Annotated in this window: 16 protein-coding genes; 9 read left to right on the forward strand and 7 right to left on the reverse strand. The window is 64.5% G+C overall.

Features of this window, described 5'->3' with window-relative positions; genetic code table 11:
* Nucleotides 1-3 precede the first annotated feature (3 nt).
* Both ACPJXG_RS03365 and ACPJXG_RS03370 read right to left on the reverse strand, forming a co-directional pair.
* On the reverse strand, nucleotides 4-1713 hold the full coding sequence (locus ACPJXG_RS03365) for a molecular chaperone HscC (RefSeq protein ID WP_425253406.1): 1710 nt from the start codon (nucleotides 1711-1713) through the stop codon (nucleotides 4-6).
* Nucleotides 1713-3710 carry a DNA topoisomerase IV subunit B gene (locus ACPJXG_RS03370; protein WP_035822215.1) on the reverse strand — a complete coding sequence of 666 codons (1998 nt, stop codon included), beginning with the start codon at nucleotides 3708-3710 and terminating at the stop codon, nucleotides 1713-1715. The genes ACPJXG_RS03365 and ACPJXG_RS03370 overlap by 1 nt, the downstream gene beginning before the upstream one ends.
* A 462-nt stretch (nucleotides 3711-4172) precedes the next feature.
* Between ACPJXG_RS03370 and kdpF the strand changes: the two genes are divergently transcribed.
* From kdpF to ACPJXG_RS03405, 7 genes are all read left to right on the forward strand, one after another.
* Nucleotides 4173-4262 carry a K(+)-transporting ATPase subunit F gene (kdpF, locus tag ACPJXG_RS03375; RefSeq protein ID WP_034746483.1) on the forward strand — a complete coding sequence of 30 codons (90 nt, stop codon included), beginning with the start codon at nucleotides 4173-4175 and terminating at the stop codon, nucleotides 4260-4262.
* Nucleotides 4262-6067 (forward strand): potassium-transporting ATPase subunit KdpA, encoded by a 1806-nt coding sequence (gene kdpA, locus ACPJXG_RS03380; protein WP_425253407.1) that lies wholly within the window; start codon nucleotides 4262-4264, stop codon nucleotides 6065-6067. The genes kdpF and kdpA overlap by 1 nt, the downstream gene beginning before the upstream one ends.
* 9 nt (nucleotides 6068-6076) lie before the next feature.
* On the forward strand, nucleotides 6077-8161 hold the full coding sequence (gene kdpB / locus ACPJXG_RS03385; protein ID WP_425253408.1) for a potassium-transporting ATPase subunit KdpB: 2085 nt from the start codon (nucleotides 6077-6079) through the stop codon (nucleotides 8159-8161).
* Between the two features lie 10 nt (nucleotides 8162-8171).
* Nucleotides 8172-8747 carry a potassium-transporting ATPase subunit KdpC gene (gene kdpC / locus ACPJXG_RS03390; RefSeq protein WP_425253409.1) on the forward strand — a complete coding sequence of 192 codons (576 nt, stop codon included), beginning with the start codon at nucleotides 8172-8174 and terminating at the stop codon, nucleotides 8745-8747.
* Between the two features lie 162 nt (nucleotides 8748-8909).
* Nucleotides 8910-11651 (forward strand): DUF4118 domain-containing protein, encoded by a 2742-nt coding sequence (locus tag ACPJXG_RS03395; RefSeq protein ID WP_425253410.1) that lies wholly within the window; start codon nucleotides 8910-8912, stop codon nucleotides 11649-11651.
* Nucleotides 11648-12346 carry a two-component system response regulator KdpE gene (gene kdpE / locus ACPJXG_RS03400; protein WP_034746496.1) on the forward strand — a complete coding sequence of 233 codons (699 nt, stop codon included), beginning with the start codon at nucleotides 11648-11650 and terminating at the stop codon, nucleotides 12344-12346. Before ACPJXG_RS03395 ends, kdpE begins: the two co-directional genes overlap by 4 nt.
* 145 nt (nucleotides 12347-12491) lie before the next feature.
* Nucleotides 12492-13241, forward strand: coding sequence for a TorF family putative porin (locus tag ACPJXG_RS03405; protein WP_425253411.1), 750 nt, complete (start codon nucleotides 12492-12494; stop codon nucleotides 13239-13241).
* 48 nt (nucleotides 13242-13289) lie between these two features.
* On the opposite strand, the gene ACPJXG_RS03410 is transcribed toward ACPJXG_RS03405, so the two are convergent.
* The 3 genes from ACPJXG_RS03410 to ACPJXG_RS03420 are packed head-to-tail and all read right to left on the reverse strand — an operon-like array spanning nucleotide 13290 to nucleotide 15143.
* Nucleotides 13290-13799, reverse strand: a complete 510-nt coding sequence (locus ACPJXG_RS03410; RefSeq protein ID WP_425253412.1) for a cobyrinic acid ac-diamide synthase — start codon at nucleotides 13797-13799, stop codon at nucleotides 13290-13292.
* Nucleotides 13800-13809: 10 nt separating this feature from the next.
* Nucleotides 13810-14847, reverse strand: a complete 1038-nt coding sequence (dapA, locus tag ACPJXG_RS03415) for a 4-hydroxy-tetrahydrodipicolinate synthase (protein ID WP_425253413.1) — start codon at nucleotides 14845-14847, stop codon at nucleotides 13810-13812.
* A complete protein-coding gene (locus ACPJXG_RS03420; protein ID WP_235211740.1) occupies nucleotides 14844-15143 on the reverse strand; it encodes a hypothetical protein in 300 nt (99 codons plus the stop codon). The genes dapA and ACPJXG_RS03420 overlap by 4 nt, the downstream gene beginning before the upstream one ends.
* Before the next feature lie 219 nt (nucleotides 15144-15362).
* On the opposite strand from ACPJXG_RS03420, the gene ACPJXG_RS03425 reads away from it, so the two are divergent.
* Together ACPJXG_RS03425 and ACPJXG_RS03430 are read left to right on the forward strand one after the other, a co-directional pair.
* Nucleotides 15363-16370: a gamma-glutamyl-gamma-aminobutyrate hydrolase family protein gene (locus ACPJXG_RS03425; RefSeq protein ID WP_035822193.1), complete on the forward strand. Its 1008-nt coding sequence runs from the start codon at nucleotides 15363-15365 to the stop codon at nucleotides 16368-16370.
* Nucleotides 16367-17446, forward strand: coding sequence for an alginate lyase family protein (locus ACPJXG_RS03430; RefSeq protein WP_425253414.1), 1080 nt, complete (start codon nucleotides 16367-16369; stop codon nucleotides 17444-17446). The genes ACPJXG_RS03425 and ACPJXG_RS03430 overlap by 4 nt, the downstream gene beginning before the upstream one ends.
* Before the next feature lie 272 nt (nucleotides 17447-17718).
* On the opposite strand, the gene ACPJXG_RS03435 is transcribed toward ACPJXG_RS03430, so the two are convergent.
* Entirely contained in the window at nucleotides 17719-18849 is a 1131-nt protein-coding gene (locus ACPJXG_RS03435; protein WP_046684257.1) for a YbdK family carboxylate-amine ligase, read from the reverse strand.
* Complete coding sequence (locus ACPJXG_RS03440; RefSeq protein ID WP_035828222.1) at nucleotides 18850-20037, reverse strand: cation:proton antiporter; 1188 nt, start codon at nucleotides 20035-20037, stop codon at nucleotides 18850-18852.
* Between the last annotated feature and the right edge of the window lie 192 nt (nucleotides 20038-20229).

Below are 20229 nucleotides of genomic sequence, written 5' to 3' on the forward strand. Positions count from 1 at the left end.
CATCTACAGGAAGCTCTCGCTCTCGACCTGGCGCAGCACGTCATCCAATGCCTGGCGCGCCTTGCGGATGGTGTTCGGGTCCTGCGTTTCCAGCGCGGCCTGGAAATTGGCCGTGTGCGCCGCCAGGTACTGGCGCACGTCGCCCAGCGACTGTTCGTACAGGCGGTCGGCGCGCGTGACCAGGGTACGGTTTTCCATCTGCTCGCGCGGGTGGATCTTCAGGTCGGCCAGTTCCGCAAAACGCTGCTCGATCTGTTCCGGCGTCATCACGCCCGCGTTGTCGCTGATGATCATCTTGTGGCGTTCCTGCGTGGCCAGCACCGTCACTTCCGCTTCCAGCACGCCGCTGACGTCATAGGTGAAGCGCACGTCGATGCCGATCTCGCCCGCCTTTTTCGCGGGGATCGGGAAGCTGATCTTGCCAAGGAAAACATTGTCGGCCACCAGGCGCGACTCGCCCTGGAAGATCGCCACGTTGATTTCCTTCTGGTTGTCGTGGATGGTGGTGATGTTTTCCGTGCGCGAGACGGGCACCACGGAGTTGCGCTCGATGATGGGCAGGTAATGCCCGCCTTCATACTGGTTCACGCCGACCTGGCGCGAAATCGAAATGCCGAGTGAATACGGCGCCACGTCCGTCATGACCACTTCGTCGAGGGCCGCGTCGCGCATTTTCAGGCCTGCCTGCACGGCGGCGCCCAGCGCCACGGCTTCGTCCGGATCCAGGTGGATGGCAGGGAAGCGGCCGAACATGCGCGAGACGAGTTTGCGCACCAGCGGCATGCGCGTGGCGCCGCCGGCCAGCACCACTTCATTCAATTCCGCGGCGCGGATGGTGGCGTCGCGCAGCGCCCGTTCCACGGGCAGGCGCAAGCGGGCCAGCAGGGGCTCGCACAGCTGCGCCAGTTCGTTTTCGCCGATCTCCCAGCTGTATTCCTTGTCCTGGTAGCGCGTGGCCATGCGCGCGGACGGCTGGTCCGACAGCAGGCGCTTGACGCGCTCGGCTTCATCGCGCAGCAGTTGTTGCTGGCGCGGGTCGAGCAGGCGGCTGCCGACGGCGTCGCGCAAGCCGCTGCCTTCCATGAAAGCGTCGACCAGCACGGTGACGAAGTCTTCGCCGCCCAGAAAATTGTCGCCGGCCGAGGCCCGCACTTCCATCACGCCTTCGAACAGTTCGAGGATCGACACGTCGAACGTGCCGCCGCCCAGGTCGAAGACGAGGAATTTGCTTTCCTGTTCCTTGTCGCGGATGCCGTAGGCCAGCGCGGCGGCCGTCGGCTCGTTCAGCAGGCGCTCGACGCGCAGGCCCGCCAGCTGGCCGGCGATGCGCGTGGCCTTGCGCTGCGCATCGCTGAAATACGCGGGCACGGTGATGATGGCTTCCTCGACCTTGTGGCCGAGGTAGGCTTCGGCATCTTCCTTCAGCGCGCGCAGCACCATCGACGACAGTTCTTCCGGACGGAATTGCTGCGTGCCGAGGGTGATCTTCTTTTCACTGCCCATGTAGCGCTTGAACACGGCCGCCGTCAGCTGCGGGTGCGTCTGCAGGCGCTCGCGCGCGGCGCGGCCCACCAGCACGGTGCCGTCGTCATCGATGCTGACGCACGACGGCGTCAGGTGCTCGCCGAGCGCATTCGGGATGATGGAAGCCTTGCCGTCGCGCCAGATGGCGACCAGGCTGTTGGTGGTGCCCAGATCGATGCCGATGATCATCAGATATCCGCCTCCGCCTCATTGCCGTGTTCTTCGATCCAGGCGCGGCGTCCGGCCGCTTCGCCCTTGCCCATCAACATATTGAAGCGCGAGGCCGAGGCCATGTGGTCGACTTCACCGAGCGTGACGGGCAGCAGGCGGCGCGTGTCCGGGTTCATCGTCGTTTCCCATAGCTGCTCGGCGTTCATTTCGCCCAGGCCCTTGAAGCGCGAGATCGACCAGGCGCCCTGTTTCACGCCTTCCTTGCGCAGCTTGTCTTCGATGGCGACCAGTTCGCCGTCGTCGAGCGCATAGATCTTCTGCATCGGCTTCTTGCCGCGCGCTGGCGCGTCCACGCGGTACAACGGCGGGCGGGCGATGCAGATGTGGCCTTTGTTGATCAGGACCGGGAAGTGCTTGAAGAATAAGGTCAGCAGCAGTACCTGGATGTGCGAGCCGTCCACGTCCGCGTCGGACAGGATGCAGATCTTGCCGTAGCGCAGGCCGGACAGGTCGGGCGAGTCGCCCACGCTGTGCGGATCGACGCCGATGGCGACCGCAATATCGTGGATTTCGTTATTGGCGAACAGGCGGTCGCGGTCCGTTTCCCACGAATTCAAGACCTTGCCGCGCAGGGGCAGAATCGCCTGGAATTCCTTGTCGCGGCCCATCTTGGCCGAACCGCCCGCCGAGTCGCCCTCGACGAGGAACAGTTCATTGCGCGCGATGTCCGACGATTCGCAGTCGGTCAGTTTGCCCGGCAACACGGCGACGCCCGAGGATTTTTTCTTTTCCACTTTTTGCAGCGAGCGTTGGCGCGACTGCGCCTGCTTGATCACGAGATCGGCCAGCTTCTTGCCGTAATCGACGTGCTGGTTCAGCCACAGTTCCAGCGGCGGCTTGGTGAAGGTCGAAACGAGGCGCACGGCGTCGCGCGAATTCAGACGCTCCTTGATCTGGCCCTGGAATTGCGGGTCCAGCACCTTGGCCGACAGCACGAACGAAGCGCGCGCGAACACGTCTTCCGGCAGCAATTTGACGCCTTTCGGCAGCAGCGAATGCATTTCGACGAAGTTTTTCACGGCGCCGAACAGGCCGTCGCGCAAGCCCGATTCGTGCGTGCCGCCATTCGAGGTGGGGATCAGGTTGACGTACGATTCGCGCACGATGGCGCCTTCTTCCGTCCATGCCACCACCCAGGCCGCGCCTTCGCCTTCGGCAAAGCCTTCCGAATCCGGGCCAGCGTATTGCGCGCCTTCGAACAGGGGAATCAGGGTTTCGCCATTCGATACCTGCGCCAGCGTTTCGGTCAGGTAGCCGCGCAAGCCTTCCGCGTACTGCCATGTTTGCGTGTCGCCCGTTTTCGCGTTGGTGAGCGTGACGGTCACGCCCGGCAGCAGCACGGCTTTCGAGCGCAGCAGGCGTTGCAGCTCCGTTTGCGAGATGTTCGGCGAATCAAAGTATTTCGCATCGGGCCAGGCGGTGACGCGCGTACCGGATTTTTTGCCGTCGCGCGGGGCGGGGCGGGAAGTCAAGGGCTCGATCACGTCGCCATTCGCGAACACCATGTGGTGCAAGCCGTTGCCATCGCTTTCCTTGCGCCAGACGGTGATTTCCAGGCGCGTCGACAGCGCATTGGTGACGGACACGCCGACGCCGTGCAGACCGCCCGAGAACGCGTAGGCGCCGCCCGAACCCTTGTCGAACTTGCCGCCCGCGTGCAGCCGTGTAAACACGATTTCCACCGTCGGCACGCCTTCTTCCGGGTGCAGGCCGACGGGAATGCCGCGGCCATTGTCTTCGACGGTGATGCTGCCGTCCGTGTTTTGCGTGACGGCGATATGCGTGCAATGACCGCCCAGCGCCTCGTCGGAGGCATTGTCGATCACTTCCTGAATGATGTGCAGCGGATTTTCAGTGCGGGTGTACATCCCCGGGCGCTGCTTGACGGGTTCCAGTCCTTTCAGGACACGGATGGATGATTCGCTGTAGTCGGATGCTGGTTTTTTAGTGGCCATACGTGTTCAAGCTAAGTAAAGACAGTGGTTGGAACGCCAGGCCAGGGCACTGCGGGCGCAATGACAGCGGCGGCGATAACTGTATGAATATACAGTATATCCCGTCCAGCGTCACTGGGGGAGGGCAGTGCGGCAGGCTTGGCGTCCTTGTGCGGACGCTCGCGCATTCTATCTTGTCCCGCGAGCAATAGCGCTACTCCAAGGCAACAACAGTGCGCCGCGCGCGTGGTTTTGCGCCAATTGTGATGGATTTTATGCGGTAAAGCTCCCGTTTTTACATCTTGTTTACATGCACCTCCCCAGTCTTTACGAATTTTTTAGACCCTTTTGGCTAATCTGCTCACTATCAAAACAAACCTGTGTGAGGGTGGGAATGGATCTCGTGTATCTCGGCTTGATTGCCGTGTTTTTCGTCGTGGCGGCCGGCTTTGCCGTCGCCTGCGACAAATTAGGGAGCGTCAAATGAACGCGTTTTATGTGCTGGGCGCCGTCGTCTCGGCTGGCCTGCTCGTGTACCTGCTGGTAGCGCTGCTGAAGGCGGAGGAACTGTGATGACGACGCAATCGATACTGTTATTGGTGGCCTTCCTGGCCGTGCTGCTGGCCGCCGGCTATCCGCTGGGCCTGTACATGGCCAAAGTGGCCGGCGATGCGCCCGTGCGCGGCCTGGGCTGGCTGCAAAAGCTGGAAAACCTGCTGTACCGCTGGTCCGGCCTGCCCGCCGACAAGGCCATGGGCTGGAAAAGCTATGCCATCGCCCTGATCGTTTTCAATACCGTGGGCGCCGTCTTCGTCTACGGCCTGCAGCGCCTGCAGGGCTTCCTGCCACTCAATCCACAGGGCCTGGGCGCCGTCAGCCCCGACTCCTCGTTCAATACCACCGTCAGCTTCGTCGCCAATACCAACTGGCAGGGCTATGGCGGCGAACAGACCATGAGCTATCTGACCCAGATGCTGGGCATGGCGTGCCAGAACTTCTTCTCGGCGGCCACCGGCATCGCCGTGATCTTCGCGCTGGTGCGCGGCTTCGCCTCGCGCTCGGGCAAATCGATCGGCAATTTCTGGGTCGACCTGGTGCGCTCCACCCTGTACATCCTGCTGCCGCTGTCCCTGGCCCTGTCCGTCGTCTTCATGGGCGAAGGCATGATCCAGAATTTTTCCGCCTACAAGGAAGTGACCCTGCTCGACCAGGTTTCGTATGAAACGCCGAAAGTGACGGCCGACGGCCAGCCCGTGTTCGATACCGCCGGCAAGCCTGTAATGGAAGCGCAAGTGGCGACCACGCAGACGATCGCCATGGGCCCCGTCGCTTCGCAGGAATCGATCAAGCTGCTGGGCACGAATGGCGGCGGCTTCTTTAATGCCAATTCCTCGCACCCGTATGAAAACCCGACCGCGCTGTCGAACTTCCTGCAGATGCTGGCCATCTTCATCATTCCCGCCGGCCTGTGCTTCACCTTCGGCCGCATGGTGGGCGACCTGCGCCAGGGCTGGGCCGTGCTGGCCGCCATGAGCCTGATCTTTGTCGTCATGACGGCCGGCGTGATGAGCGCCGAGCAGCAAGCCAATCCCGCCTTGCAAGCGCTGGGCGTGGATCAGCAGGCCAGCAGCCTGCAATCGGGCGGCAATATGGAAGGCAAGGAAACGCGCTTCGGCATCAGCTCCTCGACCCTGTTCGCGGCGGTGACGACGGCGGCATCGTGTGGCGCCGTCAATTCCATGCACGACTCCTACATGCCTTTGGGCGGCATGGTGCCGCTGCTGCTGATGCAGTTCGGCGAAGTGATTTTCGGCGGCGTGGGCACGGGTCTGTACGGCATGCTGATGTTCGCCATCCTGGCCGTCTTCATCGCCGGCCTGATGATCGGCCGCACACCCGAATACCTGGGCAAGAAAATCCAGGCGTATGAAATGAAGATGGTCTCGCTGGCCATCCTGATCACGCCAGCCCTGGTCTTGACGGGCACGGCGATCGCCGTGATGGTCGAACCGGGCAAGATCGGCGTGGCCAATCCGGGCGCGCACGGTTTCTCGGAAATCCTGTACGCCTTCACGTCGGCCGCCAACAACAACGGCAGCGCGTTTGCCGGCCTGTCCGCCAACACGCCGTTCTACAACGTGATGCTGGCGATCGCCATGTGGTTCGGCCGCTTCGGCGTGATCGTGCCCGTGCTGGCGGTGGCCGGTTCGCTGGCGGCCAAGCAGCGCCTGTCGGCCAATGCCGGCACCATGCCCACGCACGGCCCCATGTTCATCGGCCTGCTGATCGGCGTCGTCGTGCTGGTTGGCGTATTGAATTACGTTCCCGCGCTGGCCCTGGGCCCGATCGTCGAACACCTGCAACTTTTCATCAAATAAGAGGCTACCATGTCACGCACAAGCCTGACTTTGTTCGATTCCGCACTGATCGGCCCCGCCGTCGTCGATGCGTTCAAAAAACTCGACCCCCGCACGCAGTGGCGCAGCCCCGTGATGTTCGTCGTCTACGTCGGCAGCATCATCACGAGCCTGCTGGCGACCCAGGCCGGGATCAGCGGTGGCCAGGGCGAAGCGCCGTTCGGCTTCATCCTCGCCGTCGCCGTGTGGCTGTGGTTTACCGTGTTGTTCGCGAATTTCGCCGAAGCGCTGGCCGAAGGCCGCAGCAAGGCGCAGGCGGCTTCGCTGCGCGCCCTCAAGCAGACGGTGATGGCAAAGAAAATGCAGACGCCGAAATACGGCACTTCCTGGCTGCCCACGCCGGCCACCGACCTGCGCAAGGGCATGACGGTGCTGGTCGAAGCGGGTGACGTGATTCCCGCCGATGGCGAAGTGACGGCCGGCGTGGCCTCCGTCGACGAAAGCGCCATCACGGGCGAATCGGCGCCCGTCATCCGCGAATCGGGCGGTGACTTTTCTGCCGTCACGGGCGGCACCCGCGTGCTGTCGGACTGGCTGCTGGTGCGCGTCTCCGTCAACCCCGGTGAAGCGTTCATCGACCGCATGATCGCCATGGTCGAAGGCGCCAAGCGCCAGAAGACGCCAAATGAAATCGCCCTGACGATTTTACTGGTGGCCCTGTCGATCGTGTTCCTGATCGTCACCGTGACCCTGCTGCCGTATTCGCTGTTTTCCGTGGCGGCGGCCGGCACTGGCACGCCGGTGACGATCACGGTGCTGATCGCGCTGCTCGTGTGCCTGATTCCGACCACCATCGGCGGTCTGTTGTCCGCCATCGGCGTGGCCGGCATGAGCCGCATGATGCAGGCCAATGTGATCGCCACGTCGGGCCGCGCCGTGGAAGCGGCCGGCGACGTCGACGTGCTGCTGCTCGATAAAACGGGCACCATCACCCTGGGCAATCGCCAGGCGTCGAGCTTCGTGCCGGCGCCCGGCGTGACGGAGCAGCAGCTGGCCGATGCGGCGCAGCTGGCCTCGCTGGCCGATGAAACGCCGGAAGGGCGCAGCATCGTCGTGCTGGCCAAGCAGAAGTTCAACATCCGCGAACGCGAGATGGCCAGCCTGCACGCCACCTTCGTGCCCTTCACGGCGCAAACGCGCATGAGCGGCGTGGATATTCCGGGCGAGCAGCAGGTGCGCCAGTTGCGCAAGGGCGCGGCCGATTCCATGAAAAAGTATGTGGAAGCGCTGGGCCAGCCGTATCCGGCCGAGGTGGGGCGCGCCGTCGACGACATCGCGCGCCGCGGCAGCACGCCGCTGGTGGTGGTCGACGATGGCCGCGTGATGGGCGCCGTGGAGCTGAAGGATATCGTCAAGGGCGGCATCAAGGAGCGCTTCGCGGAATTGCGCCGCATGGGCATCAAGACGGTCATGATCACGGGCGACAACAAGCTGACGGCGGCGGCCATTGCGGCCGAGGCGGGCGTGGACGATTTCCTCGCCGAAGCGACGCCGGAAGACAAACTGAAACTGATCCGCAGCTATCAGTCCGAAGGCCGCCTGGTGGCGATGACGGGCGACGGCACCAACGACGCCCCGGCGCTGGCGCAGGCCGACGTGGCCGTGGCCATGAACTCGGGCACGCAGGCGGCAAAGGAGGCGGGCAATATGGTCGACCTCGATTCGAACCCGACCAAGCTGCTGGAAATCGTTGAAATCGGCAAGCAGATGCTGATGACGCGCGGTTCGCTGACGACGTTCTCGATTTCGAACGACATCGCCAAGTACTTTGCCATCATCCCGGCCGCCTTCGTGGGCACGTATCCGCAACTGAAGGCGCTGGACATCATGCATTTGGCCAGCCCCGCGTCGGCCATCATGTCGGCCGTGATCTTCAATGCCCTGATCATCGTCGTGCTCATTCCGCTGGCGCTGAAAGGCGTGCAATACCGGGCCATCGGCGCGGCCAGCCTGTTGCGCCGCAATCTGCTGATCTACGGCCTGGGCGGCATCATCCTGCCCTTCATCGGGATCAAGCTGATCGACATGCTGCTGTCCGCACTCAATTTAGTCTAAAGGAACCATCATGAGCACCATCGTACGTCCCGCCCTGGTCCTGTTTGCCGCGCTGACCGTGATCTGCGGCGTGGTCTATCCGTTTGCCACGGCCGGCATCGGGCAGCTGGCTTTCAGCGATGAAGTCAACGGCAGCATCGTCGAGCGTGGTGGCAAGCCCGTCGGCTCGATGCTGATCGGCCAGTCCTTCACCTCGCCCAAGTATTTCTGGGGCCGTCCATCGGCCACCGCGCCGATGGCCAATAACGGCGCCGGTTCGGGCGGCTCGAACCAGGGACCGACCAATCCGGCCCTGGTGGACGCCGTCAAGGCGCGCATCGCCGCCCTGAAGGAAGCTGATCCCGGCAATACGCGCGCCATTCCCGTCGACCTGGTGACGGCGTCGGGCAGCGGCCTGGATCCGGAAATCAGCCTGGCCGGCGCCCTGTACCAGGCGCCGCGCGTGGCCCGCGTGCGCGCCGTGCCGCTGGCGCAGGTGGAAAACGCCATCGCCAAGGTGCAGAAGACCGTGTATATCGGCTTTTTCGGCGAACCACGCGTCAATGTGCTGGAACTGAATCTGGCGCTCGATGCCATGGCAAAGTAAGCTGGCAACGGCGCGCAGGTCAGCAAACGTCGGCCTGGGTCGGCGTAGGTCGGCTTAGCGCAGCGTAAGCCGACACCACCACTGTCCAGGCCAACGATGTTGTCGGATTACGCGCTTGCGCGCTAATCCGACCTACAAAGCCCAAGAAGATTAAAATACAACATGCTCCCCAACGACAGCCAACGCCCCGACCCTGATGCCCTGCTGGCGCAAGTGCAGGCGCAGGAAAAGAAAGCCGCGCGCGGCCGGCTGCGCATCTATTTTGGCGCTTCGGCCGGCGTCGGCAAGACTTACGCGATGCTGGCGGCCGCCCGCAAATTGCTGGCCGATGGCCAGGACTTGCTGGTGGGCGTGGTGGAGACGCATGGGCGCCAGGATACGGCGGCCCAGCTTGACGGGCTGCCCGTGCTGCCCCTGAAGGCCATCGAGTACCGGGGCAAGACCCTGTACGAGTTCGATCTCGATGAAGCGCTGCGCCGCGCGCCACCGCTGATATTGATGGATGAACTGGCCCATTCGAACGTGGCCGGTTCGCGCCATCCGAAGCGCTGGCAGGATGTCGAGGAATTGCTGGCGGCCGGCATCGACGTGCTGTCGACCGTCAACGTGCAGCACCTGGAAAGCCTCAATGACGTGGTGGGGGGGATCACGGGCGTGCGCGTGGCCGAAACTCTGCCCGATACGGTGTTCGACCGCGCCGATGAAGTGGTGCTGGTCGATATTCCCGCCGATGAACTGCTGCGCCGCCTGAAGCAGGGCAAGGTGTATCAGCCGCTGCAGGCCGAGCGGGCGTCCCAGCATTTTTTCCGCAAGGGTAATTTGATCGCCCTGCGCGAACTGGCCTTGCGCCGCACGGCGGACCGGGTGCAGGATGACGTGCAAGCCTACCGCGTCGAGAAGTCCATCAATCCCGTGTGGAAGACGGGCGCCGCGCTGCTGGCCTGCGTGGGGCCGCATGCGGGTGGCGAGCATGTGATCCGCAGCACGGCGCGCCTGGCCAGCCAGCTGAATGCGGAATGGCATGCGCTGTACGTGGAAACGCCGCGTTTGCAGCGTCTGCCGGCGGGCCAGCGCGAGCGCATCCTGAAAACCTTGAAACTGGCGCAGGACCTGGGTGCGCGCACGGCCATTGTGCCGTCGGCCGACATCGCCGGCGCCGTGGTCGACTATGCGCGCAATGCGAATATTTCGAAAGTGATCGTGGGCCGTGGCCGCGCTAGCGCGCTGGCGCGCCTGTGGCAGGCGCCCCCGGCCGCGCGCATGGCCAGCCTGGCGCCCGATATCGATCTGATCGAAGTGGGCTTGCCGCCAGCCGATGCGGCGCCCCGGCGCCCGGTGGGCGACGATGCGGAAGCGCCGCGCCGGTCCTCGCGCCATTGGCGTTACATATTGGCCGCCGGCGCCAGCCTGGCCACGGCCCTCGCCTTGCTCCCCTTGCAGCCGTATCTTGACCTGGCCAATATCGCCATGCTGTCCTTGCTGACGGTAGTGCTGGTGGCCGTGCGCCTGGGGCGCGGGCCGGCGGCGCTGGCCAGCCTGGTGGGCGTGGCCTGTTTTGATTTCGTCTTCGTGCCACCGCGCTTTTCGTTTGCCGTGGGCGATTTCCAGTACGTGATCACGTTTGGCGTGATGCTGGCCGTGGGCCTGATCACGGGCCACCTGACGGCTGGCCTGCGCTTCCAGGCGCGCGTGGCTTCGCACCGCGAAGCACGCGCCCGCGCCCTGTATGAATTTTCGCGTGAGCTGTCCGGCGTGCTGCAGACGGAACAGATTTTCGACATCACGAAAAGCGCCATCGAACGGGCTTTCCGCGCGCGCGCCACCTTGCTGCTGCCCGATGACGAGGGAAGCTTGCAGGCCCCGAACGGCGGCGAGGCACTCGATATCGGCATCGCGCAGTGGGCCTTCGACCATGCGCAGGCGGCTGGGACGGGCACCGACACCTTGCCGGCGTCGCCCATTTTCTACCTGCCGCTGATCGCGCCGATGCGCACGCGAGGCGTGCTGGCGCTGCTGCCGCTCGAGGGCACGCAGCGTGGACGCTGGCTGCTGGTGCCGGAACAGCGCCAGCACCTCGATACCTTTGCCGCCCTGGCGGCCATCGCCCTCGAACGCGTGCACTACATCGATGTGGCGCAAGGAGCGCTGCTGCAGATGGAGTCCGAGCGCCTGCGCAATTCGCTGCTGGCGGCCCTGTCGCACGACTTGCGCACGCCACTGACGTCGCTGGTGGGCCTGGCTGAATCGCTGGCCTTGTCGCGGCCCGCGCTGTCGCCCGCGCAGCTGGACATGGCGCGCTCGCTGCAGTCCGAAACCGTGCGCATGAGCGCCCTGGTGGCGAACTTGCTGGACATGGCGCGCATCGAGAGCGGCCAGGTGCGCCTGAACCTGCAATGGCAGGCGCTGGAAGAAGTGGTGGGCAGCGCGCTGCGCGCCAGCGGTCCGCAATTGCAGCAGCATGCCGTGCTGACGCAGCTGGCGCCGGACTTGCCGCTGGTGCGCTATGACGCCGTGCTGGTCGAGCGCGTGCTGTGCAACCTGCTGGAAAACGCGGCCAAGTACACGCCGCCCGGCAGCACCATCACGGTCGCGGCCGGGGTGCACGGCCAGTTCCTGCAGGTGACGGTGTCTGACGATGGCCCGGGCCTGCCGCCCGGTCGCGAAGAAGCCATCTTTGAAAAATTCACGCGCGGCGAGCGCGAATCGAACAAGCCGGGCGTCGGACTGGGGCTGGCCATTTGCCGCGCCATCGTCGAAGCCCACGGCGGCACCATCCACGCACAGCCGCACGCGCCGGGACAGGGCGCGGCCATCGTCTTCAGCCTGCCGCTGGGCACGCCCCCGGCGCCGCCGGAGCTCGAGCCCGACGACGCCAATGATCATGAAACAGGAAAACCAACATGAACGAACCTTCCGCCACCGCCTTGCTGGTCGAGGATGAACCGCAAATCCGCCGCTTCGTGCGCGCCGCGCTGGAAGACGAGGGCTGGCAGATTTTCGAGTCGGCCACCATGCAGCGGGGCCTGATCGATGCGGGCACGCGCCGGCCCGACCTGATCGTGCTGGATCTGGGCCTGCCCGACGGCGACGGCATCGACTTCATCGCCGACATCCGCAAATGGTCGGCCGTGCCCATCATCGTGCTGTCGGCGCGGGTCGACGAGCAGGACAAGATCCGTGCGCTCGACGCGGGCGCCGACGACTATCTGACCAAGCCGTTTGGCGTGGGCGAATTGCTGGCCCGCGTGCGCGCCACCCTGCGCCGCCAGCGCCAGCCCGCCGCCAGCGATGATGGCGTGGTGCAGTTCGGCGACGTGCGCGTCGACCTGAAGGACCGGCTGGTGACGCGCAACAAGCAGCTGGTGCACATGACGCCGACGGAATTTCGTTTGTTGTCCGTGCTCGTGAAAAACGCGGGCAGGGTGGTCACCAATCCGCAGCTGCTGCGCGAAGTGTGGGGGCCGTCGAACAGCGAAAACGGCCACTACCTGCGCATCTACATGGGCCATCTGCGCCAGAAGCTGGAAGCCGATCCGGCCCAGCCGCAGTACCTGCTGACGGAAACGGCCGTCGGTTACCGATTGCTGCTGCCGCTCTAAACCGATTCTTTTCCCCCGTTTGAAACAGGCGCCGCGCGCGCCAGGGGGACGCTTTACCTAAAATTTTTGCAGCAATTTTTTTGCAGCGGCGGGCCAGCTGCGCCATGTTGGCAAAGGCCCATACCACCCATGAAGAAGAACAACCATGAACAAAATGCTACTTGCACTTGCCGTCGCCACTGCTTTTACGGGCAACCTGGCCCACGCGGACGAGGCCAAGCCCGACAATGAAGTCAGTTTCAACGTGGCCGGCGTGTCCGACTACCGCTACCGCGGGATATCGCAAACGCGCTTGAAACCGGCGCTGCAGGGCGGTGCCGATTATGTCAACAACCCGACGGGCCTGTATGCGGGCGCCTGGGCTTCCACCATCAAGTGGACCAAGGATGCGGGCGGCAGCGGCGACGTGGAAGTGGACCTGTATGCGGGCAAGCGCGGCCAGTTGACCAGCGACGTTGGCTATGACGTGGGCGTGCTCGCGTATGTGTATGCGGACAACGGCTTGAATCACGTCGCCGGCCTGGCCAACGCGGACACGCAGGAAGTCTACGGCCAGCTGTCGTACGGCCCCGCCTATATCAAGTATTCGCACGCCGTCTCCAACCTGTTCGGCATCGTCAACAGCAAGAACAGCGGCTACCTCGATATCGGCGCGAATATCGACCTGACGAACGGCTGGACCGGCAACCTGCACGCGGGCCACCAGAAGGTCAAAAATAATGATGCGGCTAGCTACACGGACTGGAAAGTGGGCGTCACGCGCGATTTCGGCGTCGTGACAGGCGCGCTGGCCGTGATCGGCACGAACGCGGGCAAGTCGGCCTATGCGTCGCCAGTGAATGGCAAATTCATGGGCAAGACGGCGCTGCAGCTGACGGTCAGCAAAACGTTTTAATTAACGGAGATGAGAGAAGAGGCGGCGCATGCGCCGCCTTTTTAGCGTTTAAGAGCGCAGGTTGAAAACGGCGCAATACAGCTGTCCCAGGCTGACCACGCGGGCGGCCGGAATCTGCGCGGCCAGGGCATGGGCGGGCGCCGCCTGGGTATCCATTGCCAGCAGCACGCGCAGCTCGGGATTGACGCTGCGCGCGTGCGCGATGCGGCGCGCCAGGCCTGATTGCGCGGCGTCGTCGGCGACACCGTCGAGCGGCACCACCAGTACGCGCGCGGCGATCAGGGCCGAACGGCTGCCCATGGAGTCGCGGCCCTCGCTGTCGATGACGATGTCGTGGTAGCAGTGCACCAGGTGTTCGAGCTCCGGTTGCAAGCCCTTGGCGCTGATGGCGCGCGCCATCAGGCGCGGCCGCGTCAGGCTGCCGTGCATGGCGCCGTCGTGCATGTTCCTGGCCTGTGCCATGGCGCCCTGGCGCGGATCGGCATCGAGCAGCAATACTTTGCGTCCGGCCAGCGCGCGCGAAGCGGCCAGCCGCCCGGCCAGGATGGATTTCTCCATCCCCCCGCGTTCATCCGTGATGGCGATGATCATCTTGGCGTACGGCTGGCATGATGTTGGCAGGGGAGACCAGCTGCAGCAGACAGCCTTCGCGCGGCGCATCCCTGTCGCTGGCTGTCCATGCGGGCAGTGCCAGCAGGGGTTCGAGCGCCGCGGCCAGGGCGGCCTGGCCGGCGGCCGACATCGGTGTCATCGGCAGGCGCAAGGCGTTGCGCAGCTTGCCCTGCATGGCCAGCGCCGCCTTGACGGGAGCGGGATTCGGTTCGGCAAACAGCAGGCGGATGACGGGTAGCATGGTCTTGAACAGGGCGCCGGCGGCGCCGTGGCGGCCCTGTTTGACCAGATGATATAGCTGCGCATACAGGTCGGGACGCACCTGGGCGGCGGCCGACATGGCGCCGTGGCCGCCCATGGACAGGCTGGCCAGCAGCAGGGCATCGTCGCCGCACAGGACGTCCAGGCGCGTGTCGAGCAGCAGTTCGCCCAGTTGCTGCAGCTTGCCGCCCGCTTCCTTGATGGCGACGAAGTGCGAGTCGCGCGCCAGCAGCGCGGCCGTCTGCGGTTCGATATTGACGCCCGTGCGGGCCGGCACGTTGTACAGCACGATGGACTGGTCGGTGGCGGCGGCGATGGCCTGGAAGTGGCGCGCGATGCCGTCCTGCGAAGGGCGCACATACGCGGGAGCGGAGACCAGCAGGCCCGCCAGCGGGTGGTCGTTGTAGCGCTGCACGGCGGAGACGACGCTGCGCGTATCGCTGCCGCCTATCCCCATCACGACGGGAAAGCGGGGGCCGACGGCTTCGAGCACGCTATCTAACAGCATGGTGTGTTCGGCGGCGCTCAGCATGGCCGCTTCGCCCGTGGTGCCGCACACCACCAGGCCATCGATGCCGCTGGCGGCCAGCTCGCACGCGAGCTGCTGGGCCGCGTCGAAGTCGATGTCGCCATCGCCATCATGGAAGGGCGTGACCATCGGCACCCAGATACCCTGGAAGTGCGCGGTGATGCGCATCGACGACATCGCGTGGTCGCAGGCATACTGGTTCATAGCGATTTCCCCTGGCTGATGCGGCCAAATTCCGCCGCTGGCAGCAGGCGCATGACGGCGTCCATGGTCAAGCGCAGGGCAGGTTCCGTCACGCACAGCCAGACTTTCATGCGTTCGGCATGGTCGACCGCCTCGACGCGCATGAACGACAGCATGCCGCCGCACGTCCTGACGACCAGCTGGCGCAGCTCGGCCAGACAGGCTTTATCGACCGTGATATGCATGAGGAAGGTGGGCAGGCGGGGATGGCGGTGGGGCAGTGCGTGATGTGCAGGAAGGCGTGAATGGGGTTCCATGGTGGCTTTGCAGCGGTGGTTGAGGTACGTTCAAGATTAGCAGCGGGGGCGTAAAGATTCTCTAAAAAGCGGGGCCGCCAGCGTAAACGGGGCGTATGCGTTTGCCGACGGCGTGTTGCGCGGATGCCCCGCGGGTATGCTTTTGTTACAAAATTGAATCGTGCTTTCGGAAGCAGGGGTTTATATTGAAACCGTTCTCCGCTTTCAGTCAGCCCCGCCATGTCAGACGAAAAAGATCCCCAGCTTCCCCCTTCCACCGATCCCGCAGCGCCAGAGCCAGCGCCATCACGGCCCGACCGCGTGGGTCGCCGGGCACCCGATGACGAGCACCGTGCGCGCGACGCCGCGCCCCGCTACCTGAAGGATAACGACACGCCGCTGGCGCTGGCCTGGCGCGTGATCTCGTCGCGCTACCGCTCCATGCGCGACAAGGCCAGCCGCGATTTCATGCGGCGCACCCTGCGCATCGGCATCTCGGCGCGCATTTTTCACCCCGAGCCGGGCGCCACTGGCCTGCGCAGCAAGAACCTGCAATACCTGGAAGAGTCGATCGCGCAGTGGGTCATGTCGCGCGACGTGCTGGTGTTCATGATCCCGACGGTCAATACCAGCGGCCAGCTACACCCGAGCAACATCACCCTGCGCCACTATGCGCGCCACCTGGACGGCCTGGTGCTGCAGGGCGGCGCCGACGTCTCGCCGCAGACGTATTCCGAGGCTGCCACACGGCCCGAATGGAACGGCGACCGCGCGCGCGACCTGTACGAACTGGAACTGCTGCACGAATTCGTCGATGCGGGCAAACCCGTGCTGGGCATATGCCGCGGCTGCCAACTCATCAACGTGGGCTTTGGCGGCACCCTGTATCAGGACATCGCCTCGGACGTGGAAGGGGCCACCTCGCACGTCAACGACCTGTATGACCGCCACCGCCACACCATCGTCTTCCCGAAAGGCTCGTCCTTGGCGGGCATGTTTCCTAAAACGGGCGAGGCGCTCGTCAACTCCATCCACCACCAGTCGGTCAAGGATCTGGGACGCGACGTCACCGTGGAAGCGTATTCGCAAGGGGACAATATCGTCGAAGCCATCCGCTATCAGCGGGCGCGTTTCGTCATGGGCTTGCAGTGGCATCCGGAATTCCATTCGGCGGGCGGCGTCGAACTGCTCGATTGCACGCCCATCCTTGATAATTTCTTGCGCGCGGCGCGGGAGACGCGGTTTTGAGTACGCATCTGATCCGCCGGCGCACGCTGCTGGCCGGCCTGCTGGCGCTGCCCCTGGCGGGCTTGCGCGCGGCGCCGCGCCCGCATGAGGGGCCGCTGGCGTTTGCGCTGACGTCTGCTGCACGTGCCCGCACGCTCAAGGCGCGGGTGGCGCCGGCCATTGCGGAACAAGTGCTCAAGGCGGCGCGCAAGGATGCGGCGCGGCCCGTGCACTTGATGGCCGAAGTGCGCACGGGCGGCTTGCTGAAGGGAGAGGGCGGGCGCGAGACCAGTCAGCAGGCGCAGGAAGACTGGCGCCAGGCGCGCTTGCAGGCGCTGGCCTGGCGGCTGTCGGGCGAGCTGGCGCATTTCGAGGCGGCGCGCCAGCTGCTGCTGGCCTGGAGCGGCAGCTATGCACCCTCGTTCAGTCCCGTCGACGAGACGGAGCTGGCCAGCCTGCTGATGGGTTTTGACCTGGTACAGGAGCGCTTGAACGGCGTCGAGCGCGAGCAGGTGCAGGCGTTTTGCCGCACCCTGGCGCAAGGGTATCTGAGTGACCCCATCAAGGTCGGCGGCCCGTCCACGGCGCGCAACAATTGGCATAGCCACCGCATCAAGATCGGCACGGCCGCCGCGTATGTGACGGGCGACGCCTTGCTGATCGCGCGCGCGAAAGAGCGCTTCCTGGCGCACGTGCCGCGCAATATCGGTGCCGGCGGCGTGCCCTTCGACTTCGAGCAGCGCGACGCCCTGCATTACACCACCTACAGCCTGGAGCCGCTGCTGGCGACGGCCCTGATGGCGCAGGCGCATGGCGACGACTGGTATGGCGCGCCGGAAGCGCGGCGCCTGGCCGAGGCGCTGGCCTGGCTGGCGCCGTATGCGCAGGGCAGGAAAACGCACGAGGAATTTGCGAAAAGCGCCGTGCCCTTCGACCGCAAGCGCGTGGCGGCCGGCGAAAAGGGTTTTACGGGGAACTGGGAACCGAAGGGCGCCGCCAATGTGTATTTGCTGGCGGCGCGCTTCGATCCCGCTTACCTGTCGCTGGCGCTGGAACTGCGTCCGCCAGCCTGGGCGCTGGCGCTGTACGGAAGCTGATTAAAACTTCGTGCGCACGGTCAGCATGACATTGCGCGGTTCGCCGTAAAAGCCCGTCTGGAACCGACCCAGGCCCGTCATGTATTTTTTATCCCGCGCTCGCAATGTTGTCGGATTACGCGGCTATGCCGCTAATCCGACCTACGGTCCCAGGCTGATCAACATCAGTATCATGCGTTGTCGGGGTAAAAGCGGGTAGGTCGGATTAGGCCCGAAGGACCGTAATCCGACAACATTGTTGGCGGCGCCAGTCGGATTACACTTGTGCATCCTCAGTAATTCATCGGTTCGCCCCGGAAGCATCTGATCGCCGAATCAACCATCCCCTCCGCGCTGCCCTGCACATTGCGCTGCTTGCGCAGGTATTGCGCATCGCTCCACTGCTTGGCCACGTCCGACAGGTGTTTCAGGGCTGGCGTGCTGCCCAGCGCCTCGGCGTGCGGTTCCATCTTGCGCAGGGTGGTCATGATGTCTTCGCGCAGGGACATCGTTTCGTAGGTTTTCGGATGCGTGATGGCGCCATCGAGGCCGAAGCGGCAAGCCTGGAAGCGGTTGTAGTTATACACGAGGTAATCGTCTTCCACCGGCGGGGTTTCGCGTCGTTCGAGCAGGTAGCGGCATAGCGCCTGCAGATAGGCGGCCAGCGCGGCGGCCCGTTCCACCGTCAGCGGCGTGTCGCACACGCGCAGTTCGATGGTGCCGAATTCAGGCTTGGGACGGATATCCCAGTAAAAATCCTTCATGCTCTTGATGATGCCCGTGTTCTCCATCTTGGCGAAATACTCGTTGGAGAACTGGTCCCAGCTGAGGGTGAACGGCGCGCGTCCGCTCATGGGAAACGCGAACACGGAGTTCAGGCGCGCCGAATCGAACAGGGTGTCGCGTCCCTGAACGTAGGGAGAAGACGCCGACAGGGCGATGAAATGGGGGATGTAGCGGTTCAGCGAGTGCAGCAGGAACATGGCGTCGTCGCCCGAAGCGCAGCCGATGTGCACGTGCTGGCCGAAGATGGTGAACTGCTTGGCCAGGTAGCCGTACAGTTCCGAAATCTCCTGGAAGCGGGGCTTGGAAAAGATCTTTTGCGACGACCATTGCTGGAACGGGTGCGTGCCGCCGCCCGCGATGCCGATATTGAGCTTGTCGCCGGCCGTGATCAGGGTGTCGCGGATTTCCTGCAACTGCTCCAGCAGGGGGCCGTGATGCGTGTGCACGCTCGAGTTAATCTCGATCATGCTCTCGGTGATTTCCGGCGTGACGTTGCCGGGGAACGGTTTTTTGTTCAGCAGGTGCAGCAGGTCGGGGCTGGCGGCCGTCAAGTCATAGTCCGACAGGTTCACCAGTTGCAGTTCGAGTTCGACGCCGAAGGTCAGCGCGGCCGATTGGCCAAAGGGTTCCAGCGGCATTTAGCGCTCCTTGATTTCATGGGTTTCTTTGGCCAGCATCAGCACGCGCTGCACCAGTACGGGGCCGACCAGTTCCAGGCCCAGGGTGATGGCGGCCAGGGCGTTCAATTCGTCGCCGAAGTTCACGCCGTGCTGGCGCGCGTGCTCCAGCAGCAGGATGATGAAGACGGAAACGGGCGTCAGTGCCACGCCCGTTAGCACACCCTTGCGCCAGGAAATGCCGCTGACGTGCGAAAACGCGGCCACGCCAACGACCTTCGTCAGCAAGCGTCCGCCGACGACGGCCAGGGCCAGGCCCGCGCCGGCCGTCACGCTGGCCCATTCCAGGGTCGAGGCGGCATATACGAACAGCAGCACCGTCAGCAGCTCGCCCATGGCGCCGAAATTGCGCTGCGCCTGGCTGAAGGCGACACGGCGGTGGCGCGCCACCAGGCCGAAGGTGAGCGTGGCCAAGAGCGGCGACAGGCTGGTGGTGTAGGTCAGGGCGACGAGCAGCATCACCGACAGCGCGAACGCTACGGTGGCGTCCTGCGCCATATTGCCCAGGCGGCGCAGCATGGCCGGCACGACGATACCGAAGACGGTACCGGCGGCCACCGAGGCGGCCAGCACGGCGGCGCTGCTGCTGCTCGCCTCGATCAGGTCGGTGGAGCTCTGGAACATCCAGAAGCCGACGATGATGTTGAACGTGAAGACGGCCAGTACGCAATTCAGGGCCGTGAGGTGGACGATGCGTTCCGTGACCTGGCCCGAGCTGCGTTCCTCGTTGATGACGCGCATGATGGTGGCCGGCGAGGTGGACATGGCGAGCGATGCCAGCAGCAGCGCCGTCATCGAGGTGCTGCCGAATTCGATGCCGATGAAGTAGACGACGGCAAAGGTCAGCAAGGATTCGACCAGGCCCGTGACGGCGATCCACGGGTTGTTCTTCAGCCAGCGCAGGTTGATGCGGTAGCCGACCTCGAACAGGATCAGGCCGAAGGCCACGTCGGCCAGCACCAGCATGGGGCCGGCGTCCGTCTGCGGCAGGATGCCCACCTGCGTCTGGGCGAGGACGAAACCGATCACGCCGTAAAAACTGATGCGCGGCAGGCCAGTCCAGCGGTGGCCGAATTCGCCCACCACCCAGGCCAGGGTGATGGCGAACGGCCAGGACAGGTCGGCGGCGATCGAGATCAGACTTTGCATGCTCATTCCTTTGAAAATGGCGCTGGCACCGGCCGGCAGCACGGGGGCTGGCGCGGCAATGTCGTGGTGCAGCGGTGGTGCATGGTTTGCGCAGAGCGATGCGCCGATTCTACCGGAGCAGAAGGCGCGCACGATGTGCGCAATCGAACAGTGTCGCGGCCATGGCGGCCGCGCACAGGATGCAGCAGGTTG

Origin of the sequence: Janthinobacterium sp. NFX145 (genome assembly GCF_049810325.1) — a bacterium.
In the GTDB taxonomy this organism is placed as follows: domain Bacteria; phylum Pseudomonadota; class Gammaproteobacteria; order Burkholderiales; family Burkholderiaceae_D; genus Janthinobacterium; species Janthinobacterium rivuli.